The sequence below is a fragment of the Micromonospora sp. NPDC005979 genome (assembly GCF_040614415.1).
In the GTDB taxonomy this organism is placed as follows: domain Bacteria; phylum Actinomycetota; class Actinomycetes; order Mycobacteriales; family Micromonosporaceae; genus Micromonospora.
Genome location: NZ_JBEXUR010000009.1, coordinates 61,863 through 87,917 on the forward strand (window position 1 = coordinate 61,863; position 26,055 = coordinate 87,917).

31 protein-coding genes and 1 pseudogene are annotated in these 26,055 nt (G+C 71.3%); 16 read left to right on the forward strand and 16 right to left on the reverse strand.

The genetic code is table 11. From position 1 onward, the window contains the following. The first annotated feature begins 7 nt into the window (after positions 1-7). The 8 genes from ABZ272_RS16825 to ABZ272_RS16860 all read left to right on the forward strand — a co-directional run bounded on the left by ABZ272_RS16825 (position 8) and on the right by ABZ272_RS16860 (position 8,032). Entirely contained in the window at positions 8-766 is a 759-nt protein-coding gene (locus tag ABZ272_RS16825; RefSeq protein WP_355050841.1) for a maleylpyruvate isomerase family mycothiol-dependent enzyme, read from the forward strand. 181 nt (positions 767-947) lie between these two features. Continuing rightward, positions 948-2,255, forward strand: coding sequence for an extracellular solute-binding protein (locus ABZ272_RS16830; RefSeq protein ID WP_355050842.1), 1,308 nt, complete (start codon positions 948-950; stop codon positions 2,253-2,255). A 70-nt stretch (positions 2,256-2,325) separates the two neighbouring features. Continuing rightward, complete coding sequence (locus ABZ272_RS16835) at positions 2,326-3,342, forward strand: sugar ABC transporter permease (protein WP_355050843.1); 1,017 nt, start codon at positions 2,326-2,328, stop codon at positions 3,340-3,342. Further along, complete coding sequence (locus ABZ272_RS16840) at positions 3,339-4,172, forward strand: carbohydrate ABC transporter permease (protein ID WP_355050844.1); 834 nt, start codon at positions 3,339-3,341, stop codon at positions 4,170-4,172. The genes ABZ272_RS16835 and ABZ272_RS16840 overlap by 4 nt, the downstream gene beginning before the upstream one ends. Continuing rightward, complete coding sequence (locus ABZ272_RS16845; RefSeq protein WP_355050845.1) at positions 4,169-5,548, forward strand: GH1 family beta-glucosidase; 1,380 nt, start codon at positions 4,169-4,171, stop codon at positions 5,546-5,548. The genes ABZ272_RS16840 and ABZ272_RS16845 overlap by 4 nt, the downstream gene beginning before the upstream one ends. Positions 5,549-5,567: 19 nt before the next feature. Then, positions 5,568-6,575: a LacI family DNA-binding transcriptional regulator gene (locus tag ABZ272_RS16850; RefSeq protein WP_355050846.1), complete on the forward strand. Its 1,008-nt coding sequence runs from the start codon at positions 5,568-5,570 to the stop codon at positions 6,573-6,575. Positions 6,576-6,720: 145 nt separating this feature from the next. Then, the gene (locus tag ABZ272_RS16855; protein WP_355050847.1) at positions 6,721-7,134 is read left to right on the forward strand and encodes a RidA family protein; all 414 of its coding nucleotides are present in this window, start codon (positions 6,721-6,723) and stop codon (positions 7,132-7,134) included. A gap of 1 nt (position 7,135) precedes the next feature. Then, positions 7,136-8,032, forward strand: a complete 897-nt coding sequence (locus ABZ272_RS16860) for a GNAT family N-acetyltransferase (protein WP_355050848.1) — start codon at positions 7,136-7,138, stop codon at positions 8,030-8,032. Here the strand turns inward: ABZ272_RS16860 and ABZ272_RS16865 are convergent, their stop codons facing one another. Together ABZ272_RS16865 and ABZ272_RS16870 are read right to left on the reverse strand one after the other, a co-directional pair. Then, a complete protein-coding gene (locus tag ABZ272_RS16865; RefSeq protein ID WP_355050849.1) occupies positions 8,033-8,290 on the reverse strand; it encodes a flavin reductase in 258 nt (85 codons plus the stop codon). Then, positions 8,287-8,541, reverse strand: a complete 255-nt coding sequence (locus ABZ272_RS16870) for a hypothetical protein (RefSeq protein ID WP_355050850.1) — start codon at positions 8,539-8,541, stop codon at positions 8,287-8,289. Before ABZ272_RS16870 ends, ABZ272_RS16865 begins: the two co-directional genes overlap by 4 nt. 196 nt (positions 8,542-8,737) lie before the next feature. Here ABZ272_RS16870 and ABZ272_RS16875 point away from each other — a divergent pair, with 196 nt between their 5' ends. Both ABZ272_RS16875 and ABZ272_RS16880 read left to right on the forward strand, forming a co-directional pair. Continuing rightward, positions 8,738-9,484: a DUF5753 domain-containing protein gene (locus tag ABZ272_RS16875; protein ID WP_355050851.1), complete on the forward strand. Its 747-nt coding sequence runs from the start codon at positions 8,738-8,740 to the stop codon at positions 9,482-9,484. Beyond that, positions 9,481-9,666 carry a DUF397 domain-containing protein gene (locus ABZ272_RS16880; RefSeq protein WP_355051022.1) on the forward strand — a complete coding sequence of 62 codons (186 nt, stop codon included), beginning with the start codon at positions 9,481-9,483 and terminating at the stop codon, positions 9,664-9,666. The genes ABZ272_RS16875 and ABZ272_RS16880 overlap by 4 nt, the downstream gene beginning before the upstream one ends. A 300-nt stretch (positions 9,667-9,966) precedes the next feature. Here ABZ272_RS16880 and ABZ272_RS16885 read toward each other — a convergent pair whose 3' ends face one another. Together ABZ272_RS16885 and ABZ272_RS16890 are read right to left on the reverse strand one after the other, a co-directional pair. Then, positions 9,967-10,482 carry an O-acetyl-ADP-ribose deacetylase gene (locus ABZ272_RS16885; protein ID WP_355050852.1) on the reverse strand — a complete coding sequence of 172 codons (516 nt, stop codon included), beginning with the start codon at positions 10,480-10,482 and terminating at the stop codon, positions 9,967-9,969. A gap of 1 nt (position 10,483) precedes the next feature. Then, positions 10,484-11,275 carry an EI24 domain-containing protein gene (locus ABZ272_RS16890; RefSeq protein ID WP_355050853.1) on the reverse strand — a complete coding sequence of 264 codons (792 nt, stop codon included), beginning with the start codon at positions 11,273-11,275 and terminating at the stop codon, positions 10,484-10,486. A 53-nt stretch (positions 11,276-11,328) separates the two neighbouring features. Here ABZ272_RS16890 and ABZ272_RS16895 point away from each other — a divergent pair, with 53 nt between their 5' ends. Further along, positions 11,329-12,333 carry a WYL domain-containing protein gene (locus tag ABZ272_RS16895; protein ID WP_355050854.1) on the forward strand — a complete coding sequence of 335 codons (1,005 nt, stop codon included), beginning with the start codon at positions 11,329-11,331 and terminating at the stop codon, positions 12,331-12,333. On the opposite strand, the gene ABZ272_RS16900 is transcribed toward ABZ272_RS16895, so the two are convergent. From ABZ272_RS16900 to ABZ272_RS16925, 6 genes and pseudogenes are all read right to left on the reverse strand, one after another. Next, a complete protein-coding gene (locus ABZ272_RS16900; protein WP_355050855.1) occupies positions 12,317-13,231 on the reverse strand; it encodes an SDR family oxidoreductase in 915 nt (304 codons plus the stop codon). The two genes, ABZ272_RS16895 and ABZ272_RS16900, sit on opposite strands and share 17 nt — an antisense overlap. Before the next feature lie 46 nt (positions 13,232-13,277). After that, positions 13,278-14,015, reverse strand: coding sequence for an alanyl-tRNA editing protein (locus tag ABZ272_RS16905; RefSeq protein WP_151488505.1), 738 nt, complete (start codon positions 14,013-14,015; stop codon positions 13,278-13,280). An 11-nt stretch (positions 14,016-14,026) separates the two neighbouring features. Next, positions 14,027-14,914 (reverse strand): alpha/beta hydrolase, encoded by an 888-nt coding sequence (locus ABZ272_RS16910; protein ID WP_355050856.1) that lies wholly within the window; start codon positions 14,912-14,914, stop codon positions 14,027-14,029. Further along, positions 14,911-15,231: a DUF2516 family protein gene (locus ABZ272_RS16915; RefSeq protein ID WP_355050857.1), complete on the reverse strand. Its 321-nt coding sequence runs from the start codon at positions 15,229-15,231 to the stop codon at positions 14,911-14,913. Before ABZ272_RS16915 ends, ABZ272_RS16910 begins: the two co-directional genes overlap by 4 nt. A gap of 72 nt (positions 15,232-15,303) precedes the next feature. Then, positions 15,304-16,050, reverse strand: coding sequence for a hypothetical protein (locus ABZ272_RS16920; RefSeq protein WP_355050858.1), 747 nt, complete (start codon positions 16,048-16,050; stop codon positions 15,304-15,306). Between the two features lie 131 nt (positions 16,051-16,181). Then, positions 16,182-16,712 (reverse strand): annotated as a pseudogene (locus ABZ272_RS16925) (helix-turn-helix transcriptional regulator); the annotation flags it as partial. 113 nt (positions 16,713-16,825) lie between these two features. On the opposite strand from ABZ272_RS16925, the gene ABZ272_RS16930 reads away from it, so the two are divergent. After that, a complete protein-coding gene (locus ABZ272_RS16930; protein WP_355050859.1) occupies positions 16,826-17,623 on the forward strand; it encodes an alpha/beta hydrolase in 798 nt (265 codons plus the stop codon). Between the two features lie 433 nt (positions 17,624-18,056). Here ABZ272_RS16930 and ABZ272_RS16935 read toward each other — a convergent pair whose 3' ends face one another. The 4 genes from ABZ272_RS16935 to ABZ272_RS16950 all read right to left on the reverse strand — a co-directional run bounded on the left by ABZ272_RS16935 (position 18,057) and on the right by ABZ272_RS16950 (position 21,498). After that, the gene (locus tag ABZ272_RS16935) at positions 18,057-19,016 is read right to left on the reverse strand and encodes an asparaginase (RefSeq protein ID WP_355050860.1); all 960 of its coding nucleotides are present in this window, start codon (positions 19,014-19,016) and stop codon (positions 18,057-18,059) included. Positions 19,017-19,109: 93 nt separating this feature from the next. After that, a complete protein-coding gene (locus ABZ272_RS16940) occupies positions 19,110-19,937 on the reverse strand; it encodes a 3-keto-5-aminohexanoate cleavage protein (protein ID WP_355050861.1) in 828 nt (275 codons plus the stop codon). Between the two features lie 23 nt (positions 19,938-19,960). After that, complete coding sequence (locus tag ABZ272_RS16945) at positions 19,961-21,073, reverse strand: folate-binding protein (protein WP_355050862.1); 1,113 nt, start codon at positions 21,071-21,073, stop codon at positions 19,961-19,963. Further along, positions 21,070-21,498 carry a Fur family transcriptional regulator gene (locus ABZ272_RS16950; protein WP_355050863.1) on the reverse strand — a complete coding sequence of 143 codons (429 nt, stop codon included), beginning with the start codon at positions 21,496-21,498 and terminating at the stop codon, positions 21,070-21,072. Before ABZ272_RS16950 ends, ABZ272_RS16945 begins: the two co-directional genes overlap by 4 nt. 69 nt (positions 21,499-21,567) lie before the next feature. Here ABZ272_RS16950 and ABZ272_RS16955 point away from each other — a divergent pair, with 69 nt between their 5' ends. Further along, positions 21,568-22,449 carry an aminotransferase class IV gene (locus tag ABZ272_RS16955; RefSeq protein ID WP_355050864.1) on the forward strand — a complete coding sequence of 294 codons (882 nt, stop codon included), beginning with the start codon at positions 21,568-21,570 and terminating at the stop codon, positions 22,447-22,449. A 4-nt stretch (positions 22,450-22,453) separates the two neighbouring features. On the opposite strand, the gene ABZ272_RS16960 is transcribed toward ABZ272_RS16955, so the two are convergent. Next, positions 22,454-23,044 carry an FABP family protein gene (locus ABZ272_RS16960; RefSeq protein WP_355050865.1) on the reverse strand — a complete coding sequence of 197 codons (591 nt, stop codon included), beginning with the start codon at positions 23,042-23,044 and terminating at the stop codon, positions 22,454-22,456. Positions 23,045-23,051: 7 nt separating this feature from the next. Beyond that, the gene (gene mtfM / locus ABZ272_RS16965) at positions 23,052-23,156 is read right to left on the reverse strand and encodes a small membrane protein MtfM (RefSeq protein ID WP_267897534.1); all 105 of its coding nucleotides are present in this window, start codon (positions 23,154-23,156) and stop codon (positions 23,052-23,054) included. Between the two features lie 12 nt (positions 23,157-23,168). Here mtfM and ABZ272_RS16970 point away from each other — a divergent pair, with 12 nt between their 5' ends. From ABZ272_RS16970 to ABZ272_RS16980, 3 genes are all read left to right on the forward strand, one after another. After that, positions 23,169-23,543 (forward strand): DsrE family protein, encoded by a 375-nt coding sequence (locus ABZ272_RS16970; RefSeq protein WP_355050866.1) that lies wholly within the window; start codon positions 23,169-23,171, stop codon positions 23,541-23,543. A 71-nt stretch (positions 23,544-23,614) separates the two neighbouring features. Beyond that, positions 23,615-23,995: an SCP2 sterol-binding domain-containing protein gene (locus tag ABZ272_RS16975; protein ID WP_355050867.1), complete on the forward strand. Its 381-nt coding sequence runs from the start codon at positions 23,615-23,617 to the stop codon at positions 23,993-23,995. Beyond that, the gene (locus tag ABZ272_RS16980) at positions 23,992-26,046 is read left to right on the forward strand and encodes a glycogen debranching N-terminal domain-containing protein (protein WP_355050868.1); all 2,055 of its coding nucleotides are present in this window, start codon (positions 23,992-23,994) and stop codon (positions 26,044-26,046) included. The genes ABZ272_RS16975 and ABZ272_RS16980 overlap by 4 nt, the downstream gene beginning before the upstream one ends. Positions 26,047-26,055: the final 9 nt, after the last annotated feature.

Genomic DNA, 26,055 nt, shown 5'->3' on the forward strand with positions numbered 1-26,055 from the left:
GATGGCGATGAGCAGAGTGCAGGGCAGCAAGGATTTCTGGATTGGGGCACTCCGGGCCGAGGGTCCGGCGTTCGCCGCGGCGGTTGCCGAGGCGCCGCCGGAGACACCCGTGCTGTCCTGTCCCGGCTGGACGGTCAATGATCTCACTCTGCACGTCGCGGGCATCTACCACTGGGTTTATTCGTTCGCCGGGTCGGGCAGCACCGAGGCGCCACCCCGCCGGGACGCGTCCGCGGTGCCGTCCGGCGTGAGCGCGCTCCAGCTCTGGCAGCAGGGTTACGACCAGTTGATGACCCTGTTCGACGGGCTCGACCCGGAGGCGCCGGCGTGGAACTGGGCCCCGCAGCCGAAGAAGGCCGGTTTCTGGCCCCGCCGGATGGCGCACGAGACGGCGGTGCACCGCTGGGACGCCCAGCTCGCCATCGCGGCGGGTGAGCCGGTCGAGGCGAAGCTGGCCGCCGACGGCGTGAGCGAGGTGCTGGACACCTGGTTGCCGGCCGGCCGGCGGCAGGTGAAGGGCGACTGGCGCGGGGTGGTCCAGCTCGCGGCGACCGACGCGGATCAGGAGTGGTATCTGCGGCTGCGCGGCGAGGGGGTGGCGCTGCTCGACACGGCGACCATCTTCGACCACGACGACCATCACGCCCGCGCGCAGGTCAGCGGCACCGCGAGCGACCTGCTGCTGGCGCTCTGGGGCCGGGTCAGCTTCGAGACGCTCGACGTCACGGGCGACCGCGCGCTGCTGGAGGGTCTGCGTACCGGCTGATCTCGCGCCACCGTACGCACCGAGGGCGTCACTCCCAACGGGGTGACGCCCTCGTCGTATATCGATGGACAGATTCGTGAGAGCGCTCTCTTGACAGGGTGCGAGAGAGCCACCACGCTGGCGTGAGAGCGCTCTCTTGGCCTTCTACCACCACCTCAACACACTGAGAGAGGTCCATACGATGGCTGTCCTTCCGCGCCGCCGCCTCGCCGCGGTGGCCCTCGCCGCAACAGCCGCCCTGCTCGTGACCGCCGGCTGCGGCGGCGGTGACGACGCCGAGGCGGACGGGCCGATCACGCTGACCGTCGACGTCTTCGGCCAGTTCGGCTACGACCAGCTCTACCAGGAGTACATGGCCGCGCACCCCGACGTGAAGATCGTCGAGCGGGGCACCGGCAGCAACCTCGACGAGTACTCACCGAAGCTGACCCAGTGGCTCGCCGCCGGCCGGGGCGCCGGCGACATCGTGGCCATCGAGGAGGGTCTGCTCGTCGAGTACAAGGCGAATCCGAACAACTTCGTCAACCTGCTGGACCACGGCGCCGCCGACCTCAAGGGCAACTTCCTGGAGTGGAAGTGGAACGCCGGCCTGACCGCCGACGGCAAGCAGCTCATCGGTCTCGGCACCGACGTCGGCGGCATCGCCATGTGCTACCGCAAGGACCTCTTCGAAAAGGCCGGCCTGCCCACCGAGCGGGACGAGGTGTCGAAGCTCTGGCCCACCTGGCAGGACTACATCGCCACCGGGGAGAAGTTCGTCGCGGCCAAGACCGGGGCGTCCTTCCTCGACGCGGCCACCAACACCTTCAACACGATCCTGTTGCAGACCGCCGGCAACAGCACCGGCTACAGCTACTACGACACCAGCGGCAACGTCGTGGTCGACAGCAACCCGGCCGTACGGCAGGCCTGGGACACCACCATGGACATCATCGACTCGGGCCTCTCCGGTAAGTACGGCTCGTGGTCCGAGGAGTGGGTGTCCGCCTTCAAGCAGACGAAGTTCGCCACCATCGCCTGCCCCGCGTGGATGACCGGGGTCATCGAGGGCAACGCCGGCCCGACCGCCAAGGGCAAGTGGGACATCGCCCGGGTGCCCGGCAACGGCGGCAACTGGGGTGGGTCGCACCTCGCCGTGCCGAAGCAGAGCAAGCACCAGGCCGAGGCCATCGAGCTGGCCAAGTTCCTGACCAGCGCCAAGGGCCAGATCGGCGCGTTCAAGGCCAAGGGGCCGCTGCCGTCGTCGCCGCAGGCGCTCGACGACCCGGCGATCGCCCAGTCGACGAACGCGTACTTCTCCGACGCACCCGTCGGGTCCATCTTCGGCACCGGCGCGAAGAGCCTGAAGCCGGTCTACATGGGCCCCAAGAACCAGGCCGTGCGTACCGAGGTGGAGAACGCCGTACGCACCGTGGAGCTGGGCCAGCGCAGCCCCGCGCAGGGCTGGACGGACGCGGTGACCAACGCCAAGAAGGCCGCCGCCAAGTAGCCCGAGCCAGCGTGCGGGCGGGTGCCGGACCCCGGTTCCCGCCCGCACGACGGAAAGGAGTTCTCCGGGCATGACCGTCCAGCTCGACGCCCGTCCACCGGTCGCACCGGCGACCAAACCCCACCGCCGATCGTCGGTTCTTCTGAGCCACCTCGACACCCGCTACTCGCCGTACCTCTACATCGCCCCGTTCTTCCTGCTCTTCGCGGTGTTCGGGGTCTACCCGCTGGCGTACACCTTCTGGGTCTCGCTGCACGACTGGGACCTGCTCGGCACCGACCATCCGTTCGTGGGCGCGGAGAACTACACCCGGCTGCTCGCCGACGTGGACTTCTGGCACGCGCTGGTCAACACGCTGGGCATCTTCGTCATCTCGACCGTGCCGCAGCTGCTCGCCGCCCTGTGGTTGGCCAACCTGCTGAACCGGGGGCTGCGGGGGCGTACGGGCTGGCGGATGGCGGTGCTCGTCCCCAACGTCACCTCCACGGCCGCCGTGGCGATCGTCTTCGGGGTGCTCTTCGGCCGCGAGTTCGGCATGGTCAACTGGCTGCTCGACCTCATCGGGCTGGACGCGATCGAGTGGAAGTCCAACCGGATCGCCTCCTGGGTCGCGATCTCCGTCATGGTCGACTGGCGGTGGACCGGCTACAACGCGCTGATCCTCCTGGCCGCGATGCAGGCCATCCCCCGGGACCTCTACGAGGCGGCGGCGATCGACGGCGCGAGCCGGGCCAGACAGTTCTGGTCGGTCACCGTGCCACTGCTCAAACCGACGATCATCTTCTGCACCATCATCGCCACCATCGGCGGCCTTCAGCTCTTCACCGAGCCCCGGATGTTCCACTCCGGCACCAACCCGATCCGCGGCGGACCGCTGCGCGAGTCGCAGACCCTGACCATGTACATGTTCGAGAACGCCTTCGCGCCGCACTACAACTTCGGCTACGGCTCAGCGGTGGCGTGGCTGCTCTTCGCGCTCATCGCCCTCGTCGCGGCCGTCAACGTGCTGGTCCTGCGCCGCCTCGGCGGCACAGCCGGCACCGGCCGAAGCGGTACAGCCCGCACCGGCAGGAAGGGATCCCGATGAGCCGGCTCTGGCGGGCCAGCCCGCTCACCTACTTCGCCCTGGTCGGCGCCGCCGTCCTGTCGATCTTCCCGATCTGGTGGATGTTCGTCGTCGCCAGCCGTACCAGCGACGCGATGGGCCAACTGCCGCCGCCGATCACGCCGGGCAACAACCTGGGCGCGAACATCGCCCGGCTGTTCGACAACACCGACGCGTACTTCCTGACCGGCCTGATCAACTCGGTGATCGTGGCGACCACGGTCACCGTCTCGGTGGTGTTCTTCTCCAGCCTGGCCGGGTTCGCCTTCGCGAAGCTGCGCTTCCGGGGCCGCAACGCGCTGCTGCTGGTGATCATCGCGACGATGATGGTGCCGACGCAGCTCGGCGTGATCCCGCTCTATCTGCTCATGACGAAGTTGCAGTGGAACGACCGGCTGCCCGCGGTGATCGTTCCCGTGCTGGTCACCGGGTTCGGCGTGTTCATGATGCGGCAGTACGCCGGCCAGGCCATCAGCGACGAGCTGATCGAGGCCGCCCGGATGGACGGCTGCGGCACCGCGCGCATCTGGTGGCACGTGGTGCTTCCGGCGCTGCGCCCGGCCGCCGCCGTGCTCGGTCTGCTCACGTTCATGACCACCTGGAACGACTTCCTGTGGCCGTACGCTGTGTTGAACGACCCGGCCAATCCGACCGTTCAGCTCTCCCTGCGTGCGCTGTCCGACGGGTACTACCAGGACATGTCACAGGTGTTCACCGGCACGGCCATCGCGACGCTGCCCCTGTTGCTGGTCTTCGTGCTGTTCGGTCGCCAGATCATCGGCGGGATCATGGAAGGTGCGGTCAAGGCGTGAACGAGATCCGATTTCCCGAACACTTTCTCTGGGGAGCGGCCACCGCCGCGTACCAGATCGAGGGCGCGGCCCGCGACGACGGTCGCGGTCCGTCCATCTGGGACACCTTCTGTCGTACGCCCGGGAAGGTCTACCAGGGCCACACCGGCGACGTCGCCTGCGACCACTACCACCGGTACGCCGACGACGTGGCGCTGATGGCGGAGCTGGGCCTGGCGGCGTACCGGTTCTCGGTCGCCTGGCCCCGGATCCAGCCCGACGGCAGTGGCCCGGTCAACCCGCGCGGGCTGGACTTCTACGACCGCCTCACCGACACCCTGCTCGCCCGGGGCATCGACCCGATCGTCACCCTCTACCACTGGGACCTGCCGCAGAGCCTCGGGGACCGGGGCGGCTGGACCAACCGGGAGACCGCCGAGCACTTCGCCACCTACGCCACCGCCGTGCACGCCCGCCTGGGCGACCGGATCGACACCTGGACCACCCTCAACGAGCCGTGGTGCTCGGCCTACCTCGGGTACGGCAACGGGGTGCACGCCCCGGGTGAGCGGGACGGGGCGGCCGCCTTCAGCGCCGTACACCATCTGCTGTTGGCGCACGGCCTGGCCGCGCGGGCGCTGCGCGCGGCCGGCGCGCGCAGCGTCGGCATCACCATCAACCCGGCAGATGTACGACCGGCCGACCCGCAGAGCGCGGCCGACGCCGCCGCCGTCCGGCTGGTCGACGGCCTGCACAACCGGATCTTCCTGGACCCGCTGCTGGCCGGCGGCTACCCCGACGACGTACGCGAGCACGTGGCGCGCATCGTCGAGCCGACGTTCATCCACGACGGCGACGAGAAGGTGATCGCCGCCCCGATCGACCTGCTCGGGCTCAACTACTACGCGCCCACCTACGTGGCGGGACGGCCCGACGGCGACGGCAACGGCGCATACCCGGGCACCGAGGGCGCGGTGCACTTCCTGCCGCCGAGCGGACCCCTCACCGACATGGGCTGGATGATCGAGCCGGCCGGGCTGACGAGGCTGCTGGAACGGATCGCCGCCGACTACCCGGGCGTGCCGCTGCTGATCACCGAGAACGGCGCGGCGTTCGGAGACAAGGCGGGCGCCGAGTCGTCCGAAGGGCTGGGGCAGGTGATCGACAACGACCGGATCGCCTACCTCGACGGGCACCTGCGGGCCGCCCACGAGGCGATCTCCCGGGGCGTTGATCTGCGCGGCTATCTCGTATGGTCATTGTTGGACAACTTCGAGTGGGCGGAGGGTTACCGCAAGCGGTTCGGGATCGTGCACGTCGACTACCTGACCCAGCGGCGCACACCGAAGGCCAGCGCCCGGTGGTACCAGGAGGTGATCTCCCGGAACGGGCTGTGACGAGCGGGGGACAGTCACGATGACGACGGCGCACCGGCCGACGTTGGAGGCGGTGGCGGCACGGGCCGGGGTGTCCAGGGCCACCGTGTCCCGGGTGGTCAACGGCTCCACCACCGTCGCCGAGCCGATCCGGGAGGCCGTCAAGCGGGCGGTCGCCGAGCTGGGGTACGTGCCGAACCTCGCCGCCCGCAGCCTCGTCACCCAGCGCACCGACTCGATCGCCCTGGTCATGCCGGAGGCGGCCACCCGGGTCTTCTCCGACGACCAGGTCTTCCCCGGCATCATCCGGGGCGTCAGCCAGGAGTTGGAGGCCGCCGACAAGCAGTTGGTGCTGATGCTTGCCGGCTCACCGGCCGGGCACCAGCGGGTCGAGCGGTACACGACCGGCCGCCACGTCGACGGGGTGCTCTTCGCCTCGCTGCACGGCGCCGACCCGCTGCCCGGCACGCTGGCCCGCCTCGGCATCCCGGTGGTGGTCAGCGGCCGGCCGCTCGGCGACGTACCGGTGCCGTACGTGGACGTCGACCACGTCGGCGGCGTCAGCGCCGCCGTCCGGCACATGATCGACAGCGGTCGGCGGCGGATCGCCACCATCGCCGGCCCACCGGACATGGTCGCCGGCATCGAGCGCCTGAACGGCTACCGGGAGGCGGTCGCCGCCGCCGGACTACCCGAACTGGTCGCCGTCGGCGACTTCACCCGGGAGTCCGGCGCGGCGGCGATGCACCAGCTCCTCAACGAGCATCCCGACCTGGACGGGGTGTTCGCCGCCTCCGACCTGATGGCGCACGCCGCCCTGCGTACGCTGCGCGAGGCCGGCCGGCGGGTGCCGGAGGACGTGGCGGTGGTCGGCTTCGACGACATCGAGACCGCCGCGTACACCGAGCCGCCGCTGACCACCGTCCGCCAGCCGATCGTCGAACTCGGCCGACGCATGACCCGGCAACTGCTGAGGCTGGCGGCGGGCGAGGCGATCGAACCGGCAATCATGCTCGACACCGAGCTGATCATCCGCGCGTCGGCGTGACCCGTCTCGCTGCCCCGCTTCAAGATCCGCGCAATTTCGGTGTTGTTGCTGCTTCCCGGCGTCGGGAGGCAGCAACAACCCTGAAGTTGCTGCCTCGGCCGTTAATGCGTCGCCACCGTGCGCGATCGTCGTTAGCCTCGCCGGCATGCCGGATCCTGTCGCGCTGCTGCACGTGCCCGCTCTCTCCGACGTCGCCGAGTACGCGTACGCGGCGACCGTCGAGCCGCCCGCCCGGCTGGTGTTCACCGCCGGCGCGTGCCCGCTCGACGCCGAGGGTCGTACCGTCGCACCGGGCGACCACGCCGCGCAGGCCCGGCAGGTGATGACGAACCTGGAGACCGCCCTCGGCGCGGCCGGCGCGCGGCTCACCGACGTCGTCAAGACCACCGTGTACGTGGCATCGTCGCGCCAGGCGGATCTGGTGACCGTCTGGGAGGTGGTCCGGGACTTCTTCGGCGACCACGATCCGCCCAGCACCCTGCTGGGGGTGGCCGTGCTCGGCTACACCGACCAGCTCGTCGAGGTCGAGGCCGTCGCCGCCGTACGGACGGGGGCCTGACATGCGCATCCGCGAAGCCCGGCCGGACGACGCCGCAGCCGTGGTGACCCTGCGGGCGATCGTCCACCCGTACCTGGTACGCGGGGTCGAGTCGACCCGCAAGATGATCGCCGAACCGCCGCCGGTCGAGGGCTGGATCGCGCTCGTGGCCGAGGTCGACGGCCAGGTGGTCGGCTGGACGTCCGCCGAGCCCAACACCTCGACCTCGGTGCAGGGCTTCGGTGACGTCAGCATGCTGCACGTGCACCCGGAGCATCGCCGCCGGGGAATCGGGACCGCGCTGCTGACCGCCGCGACCGACCACCTCCGCCCTCTCGGAGTTCGCCGTGTACGTACCATGGCCACGGCGGACTCGTTGCCCTTCGCCAGTCGGCACGGGTTCACGCCCAGCCGCGAGGTGCGCTACTCGGCGCTGGAACTGACCCCGCCGCCCGCGCTGCCCGAGCCGCCGCCGGGCGTACGGGTACGTCCGATCGCCGAGATGGACCCGCACCTGCTCTACGAGGCGGACGTCGCCTCGGCCGTCGACGAACCCGGTGACGTGCCCGTCGACGCGGTCACCTTCGAGAGCTGGCGGTACGACGTGTGGGACAACCTCGGCTTGGACAAGACGGCCAGCACCGCCGCCGAGGTCGACGGCGAGGTGGCCGCGTTCAGCCTGGTCAAGCGGGACGGGGACCGGATGTGGTCGGACTACACCTGCTCCGTCCCGGCGTACCGGGGACGGGGGCTGGCCCGGCTGGCCAAGACGGCGGCGCTGCACCGGGCCGCCGCGACCGGCGTACGGATCGCGTACACCTCCAACGACGAGTCGAACGCGCCGATGCTGGCGATCAACGCCCGGCTGGGCTACCGCCCGGTGGCGTCGCAGTGGACCTGCCTGGCCGACCTCACCTGACTAGCTGTCGCTGCGTGGGCGCGTCCACTCCAGGAACCGCGCGACGTAGACCGCCGGGTCCGGTCGCAGGCCCAGCCGCAGCGCGTCGGCGAACGCCTCCCGCGCGAGCGTCGTCAACATGAGCAGCATTCCGACCCGGTCGCCGCGCCAGCGGGCCAGCAGCGACAGCCGCGCGGCCGAACACGGCCAATGGGCGCCGCAGCGGGTGCAACGCCAGTGCGGCAGGCCGGCGTGATGCGGACGGAGACGCGGACTCATCCGGCGCACGCGGGCTGGCGGGTGTTGAGTAGCTGCACGCCTTCGCGCCGCACGTAGAACTCCCGCCGGGCGACCGCGTCGCCGCGCGCCTCCAGCTCGTACGCGTCGAGCCACACCCACCCGTCGTACGTGTCCCACTGCAACTCGCGGATGACCCGAACGCTGATCGGGCGCAGGAACTGCACGCTCGCGGTGGCCGACAGGTGGAGCAGGTCGCCGGCCCTGAATGTCGGTCCTGGTGGTGCGGGCATGTCTCCCCCCTCCGGCGGTCTGGGAGGGGCCGTCCCTGAGTGCTCGCCCACGGAACGGCCCCGGGCTGGCACCGCCGCCGGGCTACACCTCCACCAGCAATGCCGCTCATCCGAAGGCTGCCAATCGTTGCCGGATGAACACACAGCGCTGCACTATGCACTTTGGACGTTCGGGACAGAGGACGGCAGACCCGGGATGAACCGAGCCGTGATGGCCGCGATGAACGAAGCTGGGGAGACTGCTGAAAGCCTCGCGGGCCAGGTAGGCGTGGACCCGAAGACCGCCGCGCGGTGGGCGAGCCATGGACGGGTCCCGCAGACGCGGCATCGTGCACAAGTCGCCGCGATACTCGGCAAGGACATTGACGAGTTGTGGCCGGACGTCCTGAAGCGTCGTGAGCCAGCATGGTTCCGGGCCTGGACCGACATTGAACGTGAGGCGGTGGGTCTGCGGTGCTACGAGTCGTCCGTCATCCCCGGGCTTCTTCAAACCGAGGCATACGCCCGTGCCGTCATCACAAGTGGGCCGCTCAGCGCTGATGCCGGGGTCTACGTAGAGACACGCCTTCGACGGCAGGAGGCAGTCTTCGATCGTCCTCGCCCGCCGATGACGGTCTTCGTCATCGATGAAGCGGCATTATGCCGTGGTCCTGCCGACCTGATGAGCGCACAGATCGACCACCTGGCAGCGATGGCGCAGCGGCCGAACGTGATGGTGCACGTGATCCCGCTCAATGCTGGGCTACACCCCGGTCAGGCCGGACCCTTCGTCCTTGCCGCGACACCGGACGGTGTGACCGTCGGCTACCTCGACGACCAGGCGGCTGGGCGCATCACTAATGAGGTTGCCCCGCTCTGGGCGGTCTGGGATACCGTGAGATCGGTAGCGCTACCGCGTGACCAGACCGTCGAGTTTCTGAGAGCGCGAGCATGGATGACCTGACCGGCGCCCATTGGCGCAAAAGCACCCGCAGCAGCTCCAATGGCGGCAACTGCATCGAGGTCGCCGTCATCCTTCCGGCTGTCGCGGTTCGCGACTCCAAGGACCGCGACGGCGGCACCCTCCGGTTCGACCGTCACACCTGGCAGAGCTTCGTCGACGGGGTGAAGACCACCGCCTTCTGAGCAACAAGATCGACAAAGACCCTCGGGCAAGCCCGGGGTCTTTCGCTATGCCTACCCAACAGCGATGGCGAACTGTAGTCGCACCACAAACGACGAGATCTTGGACAGTTACCGTCCTGAGCGAACGGTAACTGTCCAAGATCTGCGGCGGAACCGGCGGAACCGGCGACACCGGCGGCACCGGTAGCGCCGCGCGAGCCTGCCGCGCATCAGATCCTTGATCACTTGATGGTGACCAGTTCTCAGAGGCGATTTCCAACTGGTGAGCATCAAGTGATCAAGCCGAGAGCCGCACGAGGCCTACGCAGCCTCGAAGACGTCGCGGGCTGTGGCGTGCGCGTCCGCGCCGAAGAGCACCAGGCGGGCCTCCGTGACCGTGGCGGGCGTGGCCGAGCGGAGCACCGTCAGCGCCTGGCGGACCGCGTCGTCGACCGGCCAGCCGTAGATGCCGGCGGAGATCAAGGGATACGCCACCGTGGACGCGCCCAGCTCGTCGGCGACCCGCAGGCTGTTGGCGTAGCAGTCGCGCAGCAGCCCCGACCGGTCCTCGGCGGCCGAGAAGACCGGGCCGACCGTGTGGATGACCCAGCGGGCCGGCAGGTTCCCGGCGGTGGTTGCCACCGCCTGCCCGGTGCGGAGCCCTTTGCCGTACTTGGACGCGCGCAGCGCCCGGCACTCGGCCAGGATGGCCGGCCCGCCACGTCGGTGGATCGCGCCGTCCACTCCACCGCCGCCGAGCAGGGACGAGTTCGCGGCGTTCACGATGGCGTCGACCCGCTGGTCGGTGATGTCGCCCTGAATCAGGGTGATCTCCACGTCAGCTCTCCTCGATCGACTGGCCCAACGAGCGGCGGGCCAGCAGCGTGGCGCCGGCGACGGCGGCCGGCATGACCAGCACCGCGCCGAGTGGGATGAGGAAGCACAGGAAGACCGCGACTCCGAAGCCGAGCGCGGTGGGCCGGTCCGCCTTGAGGATCGTCCGGCGTTGCGGCAGCCGCATGCCGCGTCGGTAGAACGGCGCTCCGACCAGCTCGACGGCGAGGAACCAGCCACCCACGGCCGCCCCGATCACCGGTACCACCGTCTGGCCCACCACCGGGATGAACCCGGCGAGGAAGAGCGGGATGCCGACGAGCGCGGTGAGGGCCACCAGGCGTACGGAGTCGGCGGTGCTGCGGCGCAGCGACGACCAGAACGGCACGTCCACGGCGTCCGAGGTGCCGCCGAGCCGCTCCTCCACCTTCTCGGAGATCTTCTCGTAGAACGGGTCGCCGATGACCAGGGTGACCGCCGTGAAGCTGATCACCGCGAGCAGGCCGCCGATCCCCAGGAAGGCCAGCCCGGCGATCACCCGGACCAGGCTGCGACCGGTGCTCGACCAGTCGTCGGCGAACGGGGTGACCAGGGCGGCGAGGTCGTCCACGAAGTAGACGAGGGTGGCGTACGCGGCCACGAAGAGCACGCCGGAAATCAGCGCCGGCACGATACCGAGCAGCATGAGCTTCGGGCTGCGCACATAGAGGCCCAGCCCGCGCAGGAGCAGCCGCACCCCGAGGAGGAAGCGTCCGACGGCCCCGGTGACCGGTTTGGCGATTCTGCTGGCGTCCACGATCGAGCAGCCTAACGACAGGTGATCGAAGCGGCACGAGGCAGGATGGGCGGGTGCGAGCCTCCCGACTGATCTCGTTGCTGCTGCTGTTGCAGGCGCGCGGTTCGATGACGGCCGGCGAGCTGGCACACGAGCTGGAGGTCTCCGAGCGGACCGTCTACCGGGACGTGTTGGCGTTGTCCGCCGCCGGTGTTCCGGTGTACGCGGATCGGGGCCGAGCCGGCGGGTACCGGCTGCTCGGTGGCTACCGGACCCGGCTGACCGGGCTGAACCGCGACGAGGCGGAGGCCCTGTTCCTGGCCGGCCTGCCCGGCCCCGCCGGCGACATGGGTCTGGCCGACGCGGTCGCCGCCGCCGAGTTGAAGGTGCTCGCCGCACTGCCACCGGCCCTGCGCGACGCTCCCGTACGCACGGGCCAGCGGTTCCACCTGGACGTTCCGGGGTGGTTCCAGGAGACGCCCCCACCGCCCTGGCTCACCGAGCTGGCGCGGGCGGTCTGGGGCGACCGGGTGGTACGGCTGCGCTACCGGCGCGGCGGCGACGAGGTGACCCGGCACCTTCAGCCGTACGGGCTCGTGCTCAAGAACGCGACCTGGTATCTGGTCGGTCGGGTCGGCGACGACATGCGCACCTACCGGGTGGACCGGGTGACCGGCGTCGAGGTGGACGACGAGCGGTTCGCGCGCAACGAGGGCTTCGACCTGGCCGGGCACTGGCGCGAGCAGGCCGGGTCGTTCCTGCGGACCATACTGCGGGCCGAGGTCACCGTCCGGCTGAGCCCCGCCGGCCTGCGCCGGCTCCGGCACGTGGTCGACGCTCCCGAGGTGTACGACGAGGTCGTCACCACCATCAGCGAACCGGACGGGCAGGGCTGGGTGGTGGCGCGGCTGCCGGTGGAGACGGTCGACGTCGCGTACGCCCAGCTGCTGGCGCTGGGCCCGGAGGTGGAGGCGCTCGACCCGCCGGAGCTGCGCGGACGCATGGCGGACGCGGCACGCCGGGCCGCCGCACGCTACGACGGCCCGGCGGTGGCGGACGGCGTCAGCGGTAGCCGGTGACGTCGGCCGGCTTACCCGCCTCGACCACCTCGACGATGTACCGGATGGCCTCCGGTTGGCTGCCGTCGACGTCGGTGAAGCCGTACACCTTGGACAGCGTGCCCGCGTCGACGGACTTGCCGCTCCAGCGGGCCCTGTCCTCGTCGGCGGCGAGCGCGACCACCGCGCGGCCCACGAAGGCGGGCGTCTCGGAGATCAGGAAGTGCGGGTCGGTGGCGGCGCCGTCGCGCCAGGTCTCCTCGGTGACCCCGAAGTGCTCCAGCATCGCCTCGGAGCGCAGCCAGCCCGGGGTGAGCGCGACGGCCGTGCCGCCGTGCGGTTTCAGCTCGTGCGCCTGGCTGAAGGCGAGCCGGTTGACCGAGGTCTTGGCCAGGTCGTAGAAGACCGAGAGGCGGTAGTTCTCGTCGTTGTACGCCTTCGTGCCGTCGCCGATCTCGACGACCAGGCCACCGGGCTTACGGATCAGCAACGGCAGAGCGAAGTGGCTGGTGATGATGTGCGTGTCGACGGCCAGCCGCAGGGTGCGGAACCCCTTGTCGAGAGGCTGCTCCCAGACCGGCTTGTCCCAGGTGACGAGCGGGTCGCCGCCCCAGATGTCGTTGACCAGCACGTCGAGGCCGCCCTGCTCGGCGTCGATCCGGGCGACCAGGTCGCGGACCTGCTCCGGCACCAGATGGTCGACCTGCACGGCGATACCGGTGCCGCCGGCCGCGGTGACCAGTTCGGCGGTCTCCTCGATGGTCTCCGGCCGGTCCATCTCCGAACGGCCGGCACGGCTGCTGCGACCGGTGGCGTACACGGTGGCGCCGGCCGCGCCCAACTGGACCGCGATCTGTCGCCCGGCGCCCCGGGTTGCGCCGGCGACGAGCGCGATCTTTCCTGCGAGCGGTGGTGTCATGCCTGCGAGGCTGCCAGCGATACCTGACAGCCGACGTCCGAATTCGTCAATCCACCAGCCGGACGCGGACCCGCCGGTTGGCCCGGCCCTTGCTCTCCACCTTGACCACCTGCACCTTGCCGATCTGGGCGGTGGACGCGACGTGGGTGCCGCCGTCCGCCTGGACGTCCAGACCGACGATGTCGACGATCCGCACCTCCTGCTCGTCCGGCGGGATGAGGTTGGACTGGGTTCGGATGATGTCCGGCAGGGCCAACGCCTCGGTACGCGGCAGCACCCGGGTAGCGACCGAGCGGTCGGCAGCCACCTCGGCGTTGACCAGCTCCTCGATGCGGCTCTTGAAGTCCGGCGGCACCTCGGGGAGGTTGAAGTCCATCCGAGCCTCGCCCGGCTCCATCGAGTTGCCCGTCACCAGCGCACCGAAGTCGCGGAACACCACGCCACAGAGCACGTGCAACCCCGAATGGGTACGCATCAGACGGGTGCGGCGCTCGTCCTCCACCGCCCCGACGACCTCGGTGCCGACCGGCGGCAACGGGTCACCCTCGGCGGGGATCAGGTACGGGTCGTCGCCCTTGCGGGTGCCGACGATCCGGGTCTGCACGCCCTGCCAGAGCAGCACGCCGTGATCCGGCGGCTGACCGCCACCGCCCGGATAGAACGCCGAACGGTCGAGAACGATGCCCTGCTCCGGGTCGGCGTGCAGGACCGTGCAGGTCCACTCGCGCAGGGTCGGGTCCGCGAGATCCAGCCGGTGCGTCCGGCCGTGCTGTGTGACGCCCATGACAGGGCACGTTACTCGTTGAGGAAGCCGGAGATGCGCCCCCGCAGGTCGGCGCGTTCCGACCAGAGGAACCCGGGGCGGTCGTACACGTGCAGGGTGGCCCGGGGCAGCGCGGCGGCGAGCTGCTCGGCGACCTCGACCGGGTGCAGGTCGTCACCCGCGGACCCGATCACCAGGGCCGGCGCCGTGACCGCCGACAGCACACCGGCGTCGTCCAGCGGCACCTGCCCCGCCAGGGTGGCCAGGCCCTCGTCCAGGCCGTCGCGGAGCAACTGGTCCAGCCGCTGCCGCAGGTACGCCCAGCCGGCCGGCGTGTTGCGCACCGCCGCCGGCAGCTCCAGCGAGACGACGTCCGCTACGGCCCCCGCGTCACCGCTGGCCACGGCATCCACCAGGGCGCCGACGCGGTCCCAGGCGGCCGGACCGCGCGGCTGGTCGAGCGCCGCCGGCAGGAAGAACACCAGCTTCTCGAAGCGCTCCGGACTCTCGGCGAGCAGACGGCAGAGCGCCCCCGCGCCAAGGCTCGCCCCGAACGCCCGGCTGGCGCCGCCGAGATCCGCGATCGCCCGCAGGTCACGGGCGAGGTCGAGGTAGGTCCACGAGCCGGGCGGCGCGTCCGAGCGGCCGTGCCCCCGGAACTGGAAGAACAGCCGCCGACCGGCTACCCCGCTGCCGAACGGTCGCGTGGTGGCGATCCCGTTGCCCAGCCCGTGCGCGAAGACGGTGACCGGGTCACCGACGCCGGTGACCAGGCGTTCCAACTGCACGCCGTGCGGCGTGTCGACGCGCTCGGTCTCCGGATCGGGGATCGCGGGACGGCCGGTGCGCGGCCCGCCCGGGCCCGGACCGAAGGTGCGGGGGCCGCTGTCCGGTGGAGGAGGCCAGCGGAAACCTCTCACCAGAATCCTTTGCCGTTGCCGTCACTCAGGTCGCGGAGACCGACCCGCACGTCGAGCAGGTAGATGAGCGCGGCGGCGATGCCGATCAGTCCGAAGAGGCTGATCGGACCGCGGCTGAGCAGGATCAGGACGAGGCAGACCGCGAGGATCGCGATCCAGCCGCCCTTGGGCAGCGTCCCGATGGCGGCGAAGGCGTCGGACCGTTGCGTGATGGCATGCACCAGCGCGACACCCTGAATGATCAACGCGAAGACGAGCAGGATCAGCTCGATCACGTAACGGACTTCGAACGCGAAGATCGGCGCGGCGGTGGCCATGCCGGCAAGTTTATGTCGACGACCCCGACTACGTCCGACAAGGACGCCGTCGGGATCGCCGACAGGTGTGAACTACTCGGCCGCCGGGCGGGTCCGCTTGGTGGCCCGGGGCAGCTTGGCCGACGGGGTTTCGGCCGACTTCGCGGCCTTCGCCCGGGTGGCCTTCTTGACGGCGGCCGGCTTGGCCTCCGCGATCTCGGCGAGCTCGGCCGGGCTCGGCACCTCCGCCGGGGCGGGCGTCGCCTGCGCCGCCGTCGCGGTCTGGGTCGTGGTGGCGGTCGTGGTCGCGGCCTCGGCCGTGGCCGTGGTCGCGCTCTGGGCCGTCGCGGTCGTCGCCTCGGTCGCCTCGATGTCCGCGTTGACCGTCTCGGCGGCCTCCAGCACGCCAGCGCCGACGACCCGCTCGCCGCGAGCCACCAGCGCGCCGTACGCCGCGAACGCCCGCTCCTGGGCCGCCTGGGCCGCGGTGACCACCACGGCCGCGTTGCGGGTGGCGGCGGCGCGCAGCTTCTCGATGTCGGCGACCTCGCGCAGCTTGGCCAGGTCGGCCGACTCGCGCAGCTTGGCCAGGTCCAGCTCGGCCTGTGCGCGGTCGCGCAGGGTGCCGGCGGTCTCGTTGGCCGTACGCAGCGTCTCGGTGGCCTTCTGACGCAGCTCGAAGCCCGTCAGCACCGCCCGGCCGCCCAGGTCGGCGACGACCCGGGTGCCGTGCACACCGACGGCCATGGGCAGCTTGCGGAGCTGCTCGATGGCCAGCTCGGCCGCACCGGCGGCGGCGTAGATGGGAGCGGGGATGCGATTGGTCTTCGGCTCGGTCATGACGTCTCCTCCTCGGCCGTCTCGGCGGCCTTCTTCTCGGGGGTGCTGCTCGGGGCGTTCTTCCCGGGGGTGCTGCTCGGGGCGGGTGCGGGGCCCGCCTCAGTCACGGCGACCGACTCGAGCACGGCCTCGGTCGGGGTGCCGCCCTCGGTGGTGGGGCCGGTCGCGGCCAGGTTGGCCACGTCGGCGGGCTCGTCGGCGACATCGGTCGGGGTGGTCGCCCCGGCTGCGGCCCGGGGCTCGGTCGGGGTGGTCGCCCCGGCTGCGGCCCGGGGCTCGGTCGGGGTGGTCGCCGCGGCTGCGGCCTGGGCCTCGGACAGCCGGGCGTTCTCCCGGCGGAAGGTCTCGTAGATTTGGCTGAGCGACTGCTTCTGGGCCATCGTCAGGTCGGGGTCCACCGCGATGGCGGCGAGCACGCCGTGCCCCTCCTTGTCGTCGAGCAGCCCGGCCCGCAGGTACATGGCGGGGGTCGACACCCGCAGCGCGCTGGCCAACTGCTGGAGCACCTCGGCGCTCGGCCGGCGCAGGCCGCGCTCGATCTGGCTCAGGTACGGGTTGCTGACGCCCGCCTGCTCGGCGAGCTGGCGCAGTGAGATCTTGGCGTTACGGCGCAGATCGCGGATGAACCCGCCGACGTCGGGGAGGTCCTTTGGTGTCGCCATGGTGCCGACGCTAATCGGATCCGCTAACTCCTGCAAGCAAAATGCTAGCCAGAGTTAGCAAGGTCTCAGCGTCCCATTTGCGCCCCACCCCAACCGGTCCGTACGGTCCGTTGGTGCACAAGATCACAGTCAATGGAGCAGTCCTCGCGTACGACGAGGCCGGCAGCGGTTCGCCCGTCGTCCTGCTGCACGCCGGCATCGCGGACCGGCGCATGTGGCGGGGTGTCGTACCCGCGCTCGCCGCCCGGCACCGGGTGATCGTCCCGGACCTGCGCGGGTACGGCGACTCGGAACTGCCGCCGACGCCGTTCGCACACCACGACGACGTGGCCGGCCTGCTGGACGCCCTGGACCTGCCACAGGCAGCCCTGGTCGGCTGCTCCTTCGGCGGGTCGGTCGCCGTCGACACCGCCCTGGCCCATCCGGACCGGGTGAGCGCGCTCGCCCTGTTCGACACGGCGGTCTCCGGCAACGAGTGGTCCGACGAGGCCAACGACCTCTGGGACGAGCTGGTCGGCGAGGTCGACCCGGACGACTTCGTGGCGGGCGCGGCCGGCGAGGTGCGCTTCTGGGTGGTCGGTCCGGCCCGTCAGCCGGCCGACGTCGACCCCGAACTGCTGGCGTTCGCGCAGGAGATGGACCAGCGCGCCCTGGCCGCCGAGTTGGCGCTCGGCGCGGTCGAGGTGGGAGAGCTGACGCCACCGGCGATCGACCGTCTCGGCGAGTTGAAGATCCCCGTCCTGGTCACCGCCGGCGCGGCGGACGTACCGGACATCCGCCAACTCGCCGACCGGATCGCCGCCGAGGTCCCGAACGCGGTACGACAGCCGGACGTCCCGGACGCCGCGCACCTGCTCCCCCTGGAGCGCCCGGAACCGGTCACCGCCGCCCTCCTGGACTTCCTGACCTGAGCAACCCGCACCCGGCGCCCCGACACTCGCCGCCCGACGCCGCTAGCGTGCGGCGCTCGGTGCTCGCGCCCGGGCTCGGGGCTCGCGGCTCGCGGCTCGCGGCTCGCGGCTCGCGGGCTGAGGGCTGAGGGCTGAGGGCTGAGGGCTGGGAAGAGCCTGATGCCTCAGAGTCATCTTGATGACTCTGAGGCATCACGCTCATAGGCGAGCGGGCCACCCGGCAAGCACCCGGCCGCATACCGCCGAAGCCATCGCACCGCCGAAGCCGCCGCACTCCCGAAGCCATCGCACCGCCGCGCCGCCCAAGCCGCCGCGCCGCCGAAGCCGCCACGCCGCCCAAGCCGCCGCACTGCCCAAGCCGCCACGCCTCGGGCGGACACCGGCGGCTAGTGGCCTGATGGCCTGGTGGCCCGGCGATGACCGGAAGGGCGGCTTACCAGAGGGGGCGGATTGCGCCGACTGGGAGGCCGCCGCCGAACAGGGGCGCCTCCGCGTACTCGGTCAGCACGGGAGCGTCCACGCCGAGTCGGCGCAGCGCCGAGACCAGCACCGGCATGCGCGCCCGGTCGGCCCCGTCGTCGATCTTGAGCGCCACCGCGCCGACGCCCGGCAGTCCGACCGCGAACACGCCCTCGGCGCCGACCTTGGCCAGGAGGCCCGGAACGCCGCGCATCAGCCGGGTGTCGTCGGCCTGAGTGCCGCCCACGATCTCCGGGTGGGCCCGCATCGCGTCGGCCACCCGGCGCGGCGCCGAGCCGGGCTCGGCATCGACGAGCCGGAGGTACGCCCCGGCCAGGCCGGTCAGCGACACCGCGAGCACCGGTGCGCCGCACCCGTCGACGCCCACCGCCGCCGTCGGCTCGCCGGTGAACTCCTCGACGGTCGCCCGCAACCGCTGCTGCAACGGGTGCTCCGGCCGCCAGTAGCCGTCGCGGGGCCATCCGGCGGCCTCGCAGGTCAGCAGCATCCCGCTGTGCTTGCCGGAGCAGTTCATCTGGACCCGACTCGGCCCGCCCCCGGCACGTAGCACCGCCTCCCGGGCCGCCACGCCCGCCGGCAGGTCGGGCGGGCAGTGCAGCGCCGAGGCGTCCAGCCCGGCCCGGTCGAGCAGCGCGCCGACCCGGGCCAGGTGGAAGTCCTCCCCCGCGTGGCTGGCCGAGACCAACGCCAGGTCAGCCGGGTCGGTGAGCGGCAGGCCGGCGCGGAGCATCCCGATCGTCTGCATCGGCTTGCTGGCCGAGCGCGGGAAGATCGGCGCGGTCACGTCCCCGGCGGCGGCCAGCGGCGCCCCGGTCGCGTCCAGCACCACCACCGAGCCGCGGTGTCCGCCCTCGACGAAACCGGACCGGACCACCTCGGCGAGCGGCACGCCGCCCTCGTACGTCTTTCCCACGTGCTGGACGGTACCCAGGAGATCGGGCCGCCCGTCGGCGGGGTGACCAGGTCGTCAACCGCGCGGGGACAGGGGCGAGGGAAGTCTGCGGCCTTACAGCCCGAGCAGCGCGCGAGCCTCGGTGGTGGTCAGCGGCGGCCGCTGGGCGAGCTGGGCGAAGCCGACCGCGCGGGCGACCAGCTGCATGTTGGACTCGACCGGACGGCCCTTGGCGTACGTCACCGTGTCCTCCATGCCGACCCGCAGGTGCCCGCCCGTCGAGAGCGAGGCCAGCAGCACCGGAATGGTGCTGCGGCCGATGCCGGTGGCCGAGAACGTGGTGCCCTCGGGTAGGTCCCGCAGCATCCGGTGGGCGGCGACGAGCGTCTCGGTGGTGCCCGGCATGCCGCCCGGCACCCCCATGACGAAGTCGACGTGCACGTGCCCGCCCGCCGGCAGCCCGTACTTGCCGAGCAGCCGCTGCAACGCGGACAGGTGGCCGAGGTCAAAGATCTCGTACTCCGGCACGATCCCGCGCTCCTGCATCCGGGTGTGCAGGTCGACGATGAACTCCCAGCGGTTGAGGAAGACGTCGTCGCCGAAGTTGACCGTGCCCATCGTGCAGGAGGCCATGTCGGGACGGGCGTCGAGCACGGCGAGCCGGGACGCCTCCGGGTCGGTCACCGCGCCGCCGGACGAGAGCTGCACGATCAGGTCGGTGCTCTCCCGCAACGCGGCCACCGTCTCGGCCAGGCGGGCCGGGTCGAGGGTCGGCCGGGCCTCGTCGTCGCGGATGTGGACGTGGATCACGGCGGCGCCGAGCGCCTCGCACTCCTTGGCGGTGAGCAGCAGCTCGTCAAGCGTCACCGGCAGTGCCGGCACCTCCGCCTTGGCCGACTCCGCGCCCGTCGGGGCCACCGTGATCAACGTCCCTGTCGTCATGCCGGCGATCCTAGACGTGCCGGTCAGGACGGGTCGATCGCCGCCGCGGTCTCGCCGATCATCAAAGTGGCGTCGTCCGGGACGTTCCGCTTCAGGACGGCGAGCGCGACCTGACCCAGTTCGTGGTGCAGCACGGCGGTGCCCACGAAACCCACCGCCCGTCCGTCCAGGGTCACCGGCGTACCGGCCGTCGGCGGCTGGTCGGTGGTCACCCCGTCGAGGTGCAGCAGCACCAGGCGGCGCGGCGGCCGGCCCAGGTTGTGCACGCGGGCGACCGTCTCCTGACCCCGGTAGCAGCCCTTGTCCAGGTGCACGGCCGGGCCGATCAGGTCCACCTCGGCCGGGATGGTCCGGTGGTCGGTGTCCACCCCCACCCGGGGCTGCCGGGCGGCCACCCGGATCGCCTCGTACGCCCAGAGGCCGGCGACCGGCACGCCCGCGCCGCGCAGCTCCGCGACGACCTGCTCCATCGCCGAGCGGGGCACCAGCAGGTCCACCCCGAGGAAGCCGCGTCGGGCCCACCCGCCGATGGGCAGCGGTCGGACGTCGTACCGGATGCCCGCCCGGGGTGGCACGGCGCCGGCGGCGAACTTCGGACCCGGCACCGGGAGCAGGTCCGGTGCGGCCAGCCCGGTCACGCCGAGCGTGCCCACGGCCTCCACCGCCGCCGGACCGACAAGCGACAGCAACGCCCGTTCGGCGGTCGCGTCGCGGGGGTCGACCTTGCTGAAGAACCGCATCTTCTCCAGGTACGCCAGGAGGCCGTCGGTCGCTCCCGGCTCGGTGTCCAGCCAGGTGGTCTCGCCGTCCTCGGCGACCAGGGCGTGCTGCTCGACGTGCCCGTGTGGGGAGAGCACCAGCAGCTCGGTGCCCTCACCGGCGGACAGCGTCGACAGGTGCTGCGAGGTGATCGTGTGCAGCCAACCGGCCCGCTCCTCGCCGGGCACCGCGACGATCCCCCGGTGCGACCTGTCGACCAGGCCGACCTCGGTGTCCAGCACGCGCTGCTCGCGCAGCGGGTCGCCGTAGTGCGCGGCCACCCCCCGCACGCCCGCGGCGACGTGCGCCGGGTCCGGCTGGTCGCTGCTGGCCTCGTCGATGCTCTCGACGGCCACCGCGCCCGCGATGTCGATCATTTGTGGTCCCCGTTCTCGCACCGGCCGCAGACGCCGAAGAGTGACACGTGCCCGATGTCCACCCGGAAGCCCCGCTGCGCCTCCAACTGGTCGGCGAGCGGACGGAGCAGCTCCGGATCGATCTCGTCGATCGCGCCGCACTCCCGGCAGACCAGGTGGACGTGTTGGTGCTCACCCGCCGCGTGGTAGGTCGGTGATCCGTGCGACAGGTGGGTGTGCGTCACCAGGCCGAGCCGTTCCAGCAGCTCCAGAGTGCGGTAGATGGTGGTGATGTTGACGCCGGCGGCGACCTCCCGCACGGCAGCGTGCACCCGCTCCGGGGTGGCGTGGCCCAGATCGAGCACCGCCTGCAGGACGAGCTGCCGTTGCGCCGTCAGCCGCAGCCCACGGGCCCGGAGCATTTCCGCGAGGGAGGATTCGGACACCGTCCGATCATAGTTCGGCGAACGCGCCGACTCCCTACGCGCGGTTGTCCCCCGCTACGCTCGACGGTCATGGTGACGTCGTCCGTCGGCAATGTCCCGGCCACGCCGAGCGCGCGGATCGCCGTGCTGGGGCGGGGCCCGATCCCGGCGGACGAACCCGTGCTCCGCGGCGACGACCTGGGCGTCCTGCGCGGCGACGGACTCTTCGAATCGATGCACCTGCGCCACGGGCGACCGTGGCTCCGCGACGAACACCTGGCCCGGCTGCTCACCGCGGCGGCGGCCGTCGACCTGGACCTACCGCCGACCGACGCGCTGACCGACCTGCTCGACTCCGTGCTCGTCGGCTGGCCGGCAAAGGTGGAGGGCGCGTTGCGGCTGGTCTGCACCCGGGGCTCGGAGGCCGGCGGTCCGCCGACCGTCTACGCCACCCTGACCGCGGTGCCGGCGTCGTCGCTGGCGGCCCGGCGGAACGGGATAACCGTCGCCATCCTGCCGCTGGGGGTGCCCGCCGACGCGCGTACCGGGCTGGACTGGCTGCCGGCGGGCATCAAATCCACCTCGTACGCGGTCAACAGCGCCGCCCGCCGCTGGGCGCAACGGGCCGGGGTGGACGACGTGCTCTGGGTCTCGTCCGACGGGTACGCCCTGGAGGGGCCGATCGCGAACGTGGTGTGGCTCACCGGCGACACGATCTGCACGGTGCCCGCCGCCACCACCGGCATCCTGCCCGGCACGACCGTCGCCTGGCTGCTCGCCCACGCGCACGAGCTGGGCCTGAACGGTGCCGAACGGATGGCCACGCCAGCGGAGTTGCACGCCGCCGACGGGCTCTGGTTCAGCTCCTCGGTACGCGGACTCGTCGAGGTCCGGATGCTGGACGGGGTACGCCGGGACCCCTGCCCGCGTACCCCCGCCCTGCACGAACTGCTGGGTTTCCCCGTCGGCTGAGCCGTCAGCCGCCGACCCGGACGAGCCGCGCCGACAGGTGCGGGCTGAGCGGGTGACCCATCGCGGCCATCTCCTGCGCGTACAGCAGCGCGCCCTCGACGATGCCGAAGAGCCGGTGACCCCCGGTGACCTCCTTGGCGGTCGCCGTCCGCACCACCGCGTCGGTGGCGAACTCCACCTGGGTGCCGGTGCGCTTGCCGAGGTGCAGCTCCATCACGCCGGTGGGAGTCGTCAGCAGGGCCTCCAGCTCGTCGGTGGCCCGGCCGTCCACCAGGACCGGCCGCCACCAGCCGACCTCACGCCCGGCCGGGCGAACGGGCCGGCTCTGCTCGTCGAGGATCCAGGCCCGCGACTCGTAGTGCAGGAACGGCCGGCCGTCGTGGCTGATCCGGATCTCCTGCGCGTAGTCGAAGTCCTCGATGGTGGGGAAGCCACCCTTGCCCCGGCCCCGCCACAGACCGATGTACGGCAGGAGTCCGTCCAGCGCCGGGTGCAGCTTCGGCCCGACGCGCAGGTCGTGGCTCTCCTCGTACGGGTACTCCTCGACCGGCGGCGCGTTGAGCCACGGCGGTTGCAGCGGATTCTCGTCGCTCACTGTGCGCTCACCAGCGTCCCCTTGAAATTCTCACTGCCAGATACACCAGGCCACCGGCGAGTGCGCCGAGGCCGGCGACCAGCAGGCTGACGAACCCGATCTCGGTAACCATCCCATCCATCCTATGCTGGGCCCCATGGCCCGCTCTCTCGTCGTCAAGGTCACCGCCGGTGCGGACGCCCCGGAGCGGTGCGCGCAGGCGTTCACGGTCGCCGCCACGGCGGTCGCGGCCGGCGTGGACGTCTCGCTCTGGCTGACCGGGGAGTCGACCTGGTTCGCGCTGCCCGGCCGCGCCCAGGAATTCGAGCTGCCGCACTCCGCGCCGCTGGCCGAACTGCTGCACGTCATCCTGACCAGCGGCCGGGTGACCGCCTGCACCCAGTGCGCGGCCCGTCGGGAGATCGGCCCGGAGGACGTACTGCCCGGTGTGCGGATCGCGGGCGCCGCGGTCTTCGTCGAGGAGGCGTTGGCCGAGGGCGCGCAGGCACTCGTGTACTGATCCCCGACTCAGCCAGGTGGCGGAGTGCGAATACCGACCCGGCGACCCGAAGCGCTGCCTACGATTCGGATGTGACCGAGGCGACCCAGCGGTTCTTCGAATCCCTGCCGGCGCGGGCACCGACGGTCCTGCGCGGCCTGGTCGCCGGAACCCTGCAGATCGACCTCGGCACCGACCACCAGACCGAGCACTGGCTGGTCCGGATGCGGCCGGGCGAGGTGCGGGCCACTCGCGAACGAGGCCCGGCCGACGCCATCTGGTTCAGCAGCTCGGCCCTGTTCGACAGGTTGGTCGCCGGTGAAGCCCAAGCGCTCGCCGCCGTGCTGCGCAACGAGAGCACCTTCAGCGGTGACGTGGTGCTCTTCCTGGCCTTCCGCCGCTTCTTTCCGGACCCGCCGGGCACGAGGGACCCGCGCGAGGTCGCAAGACAGGAAGTCGGGCGGCGTTCGTGAAGGATCTCGTCAGCATCCTCGACGGCAACACCTTCCTGGTCACCGACCATCGCGGGGACATCGAGCCGTCCTTCGACTTCCCGACGGGACTGTTCTCGTTCGACACCCGCTTCCTGTCGAGCTGGGTGCTCACGCTCGATGGGCAACGGCTGCACGCTCTCTCCGTGGACGCCAGCGAGTCGTACCGGACCACGTTCTTCCTCGCGCCCGGCGAACCCACCCACTACCTGGACGCCAAGGCGTCGGTGATCCGCAGCCGCGAGATCGGGGGTGGCTTCGACGAGGAGCTGACCGTCCTCAACCACTCCGGCGAGGAGGCCGAGTTCATCGTCCGGGTCGAGATGGGCAGCGACTTCGCCGACCTGTTCGAGATCAAACACGCCCAACAGAAGGTGGGCCGGACGACGGTCACGGTGGCCGACAACGAGCTGCGCCTGTCGTACCGGCGGGAGGGCTTCCACCGGGAGACAGTGATCCGCTCCACGGTGCCGGCGCAGGTCGACGCCGCCGGGATGACGTTCCGCGTCCGGGTCGACCAGAACAGCGAGTGGACGACCCGGCTGCAGATCTCCACCATCGTCTACGGGGCCCGCGGCGAGGACATCCGGGCCACCCTGCCGTACGCGGGCGGGCGCGGCGGGGACGCCATCCGGGCCGAGCACCGGGAGCTGATCGACCGGGCGCCGAAGCTCGGCTGCGACTGTGAGCCGTTGGCCGGGGCGTACCGGCGCAGCCTCAACGACCTGGCCGCGCTTCGCTACGAGTCGATCGCTCTGGGCGTACGGCTGATCGCCGCCGGGCTGCCGTGGTTCATGACCCTCTTCGGTCGGGACAGCATCATCACCTCGCTGCAGGTGCTGCCGTTCCTGCCGGAGCTGATCCCGCCGACCGCGCAGATGCTGGGCGGCCTCCAGGGGCACCGGGTGGACGACTTCCGGGACGAGGAGCCGGGCAAGATCCTGCACGAGCTGCGGTACGGTGAGACCGCCGGCTTCGAGGAGCAGCCCCACTCGCCGTACTACGGCTCGGCCGACTCCACCCCGCTGTTCGTCATCCTGGTCGACGAGTACGAGCGCTGGACCGGCGACACCGCGCTGGTTCAGCAGTTGGAGCCGCAGGTCCGCGCCGCGTTGGACTGGATCGACACCTACGGCGACCTGCTCGGCACCGGTTACCTCTGGTACCGCACCCGCAACCCGGAGACCGGCCTGCAGAACCAGTGCTGGAAGGACTCCTGGGACGGCATCTCGTACGCCGACGGCCGGATCCCCGGCTTCCCCCGGGCAACCTGCGAGTTGCAGGGCTACGCGTACGACGCGAAGGTCCGCGCCGCCCGGCTCGCCCGAGAGGTCTGGAACGACCCGGCGTACGCCGACCGGCTGGAACGGGAGGCGGCGGAGCTCAAACAGCGGTTCAACCGCGACTTCTGGATCGCCGACCGCGGGTACTACGCGCTCGCCCTGGACGCCGACGGTCAGCAGGTCGACGCGCTGACGTCGAACATCGGGCACCTGCTGTGGAGCGGGATCGTGGACGAGCCACGGGCCGGCAAGGTGGTCGAACACCTGCTCGGGCCGCGGCTCTTCTCCGGCTGGGGGGTGCGGACCCTGGCCGAGGGCGAGGGCCGGTACAACCCCATCGGCTACCACGTGGGCACCGTCTGGCCGTTCGACAACTCGATCATCGCCTGGGGGTTGGCCCGGTACGGCTACCGGGAGGAGGCCGGGCGAATCTGCGACGCCATGCTGGCCGCGTCGGAGTACTTCGGCGGGCGGCTGCCGGAGGCGTTCGCCGGCTACGCCCGCAGCCGCACCGGCTACCCGGTTGAGTACCCCACCGCGTGCAGCCCGCAGGCCTGGTCGAGCGGCACACCGCTGCTGTTGCTACGCGTGATGCTCGGTCTGGAACCGCAGGGCGAACACCTGATCATCGACCCGGCCGTGCCGCCGGGCATGGGCCGGGTGGAGCTGCTGGACATCCCCGGTCGCTGGGGCCGAGTCGACGCGTTGGGGCGCAGCCGCGATCCGGACAATCGAGGCACGGGCGGCTGACCCGCCTAC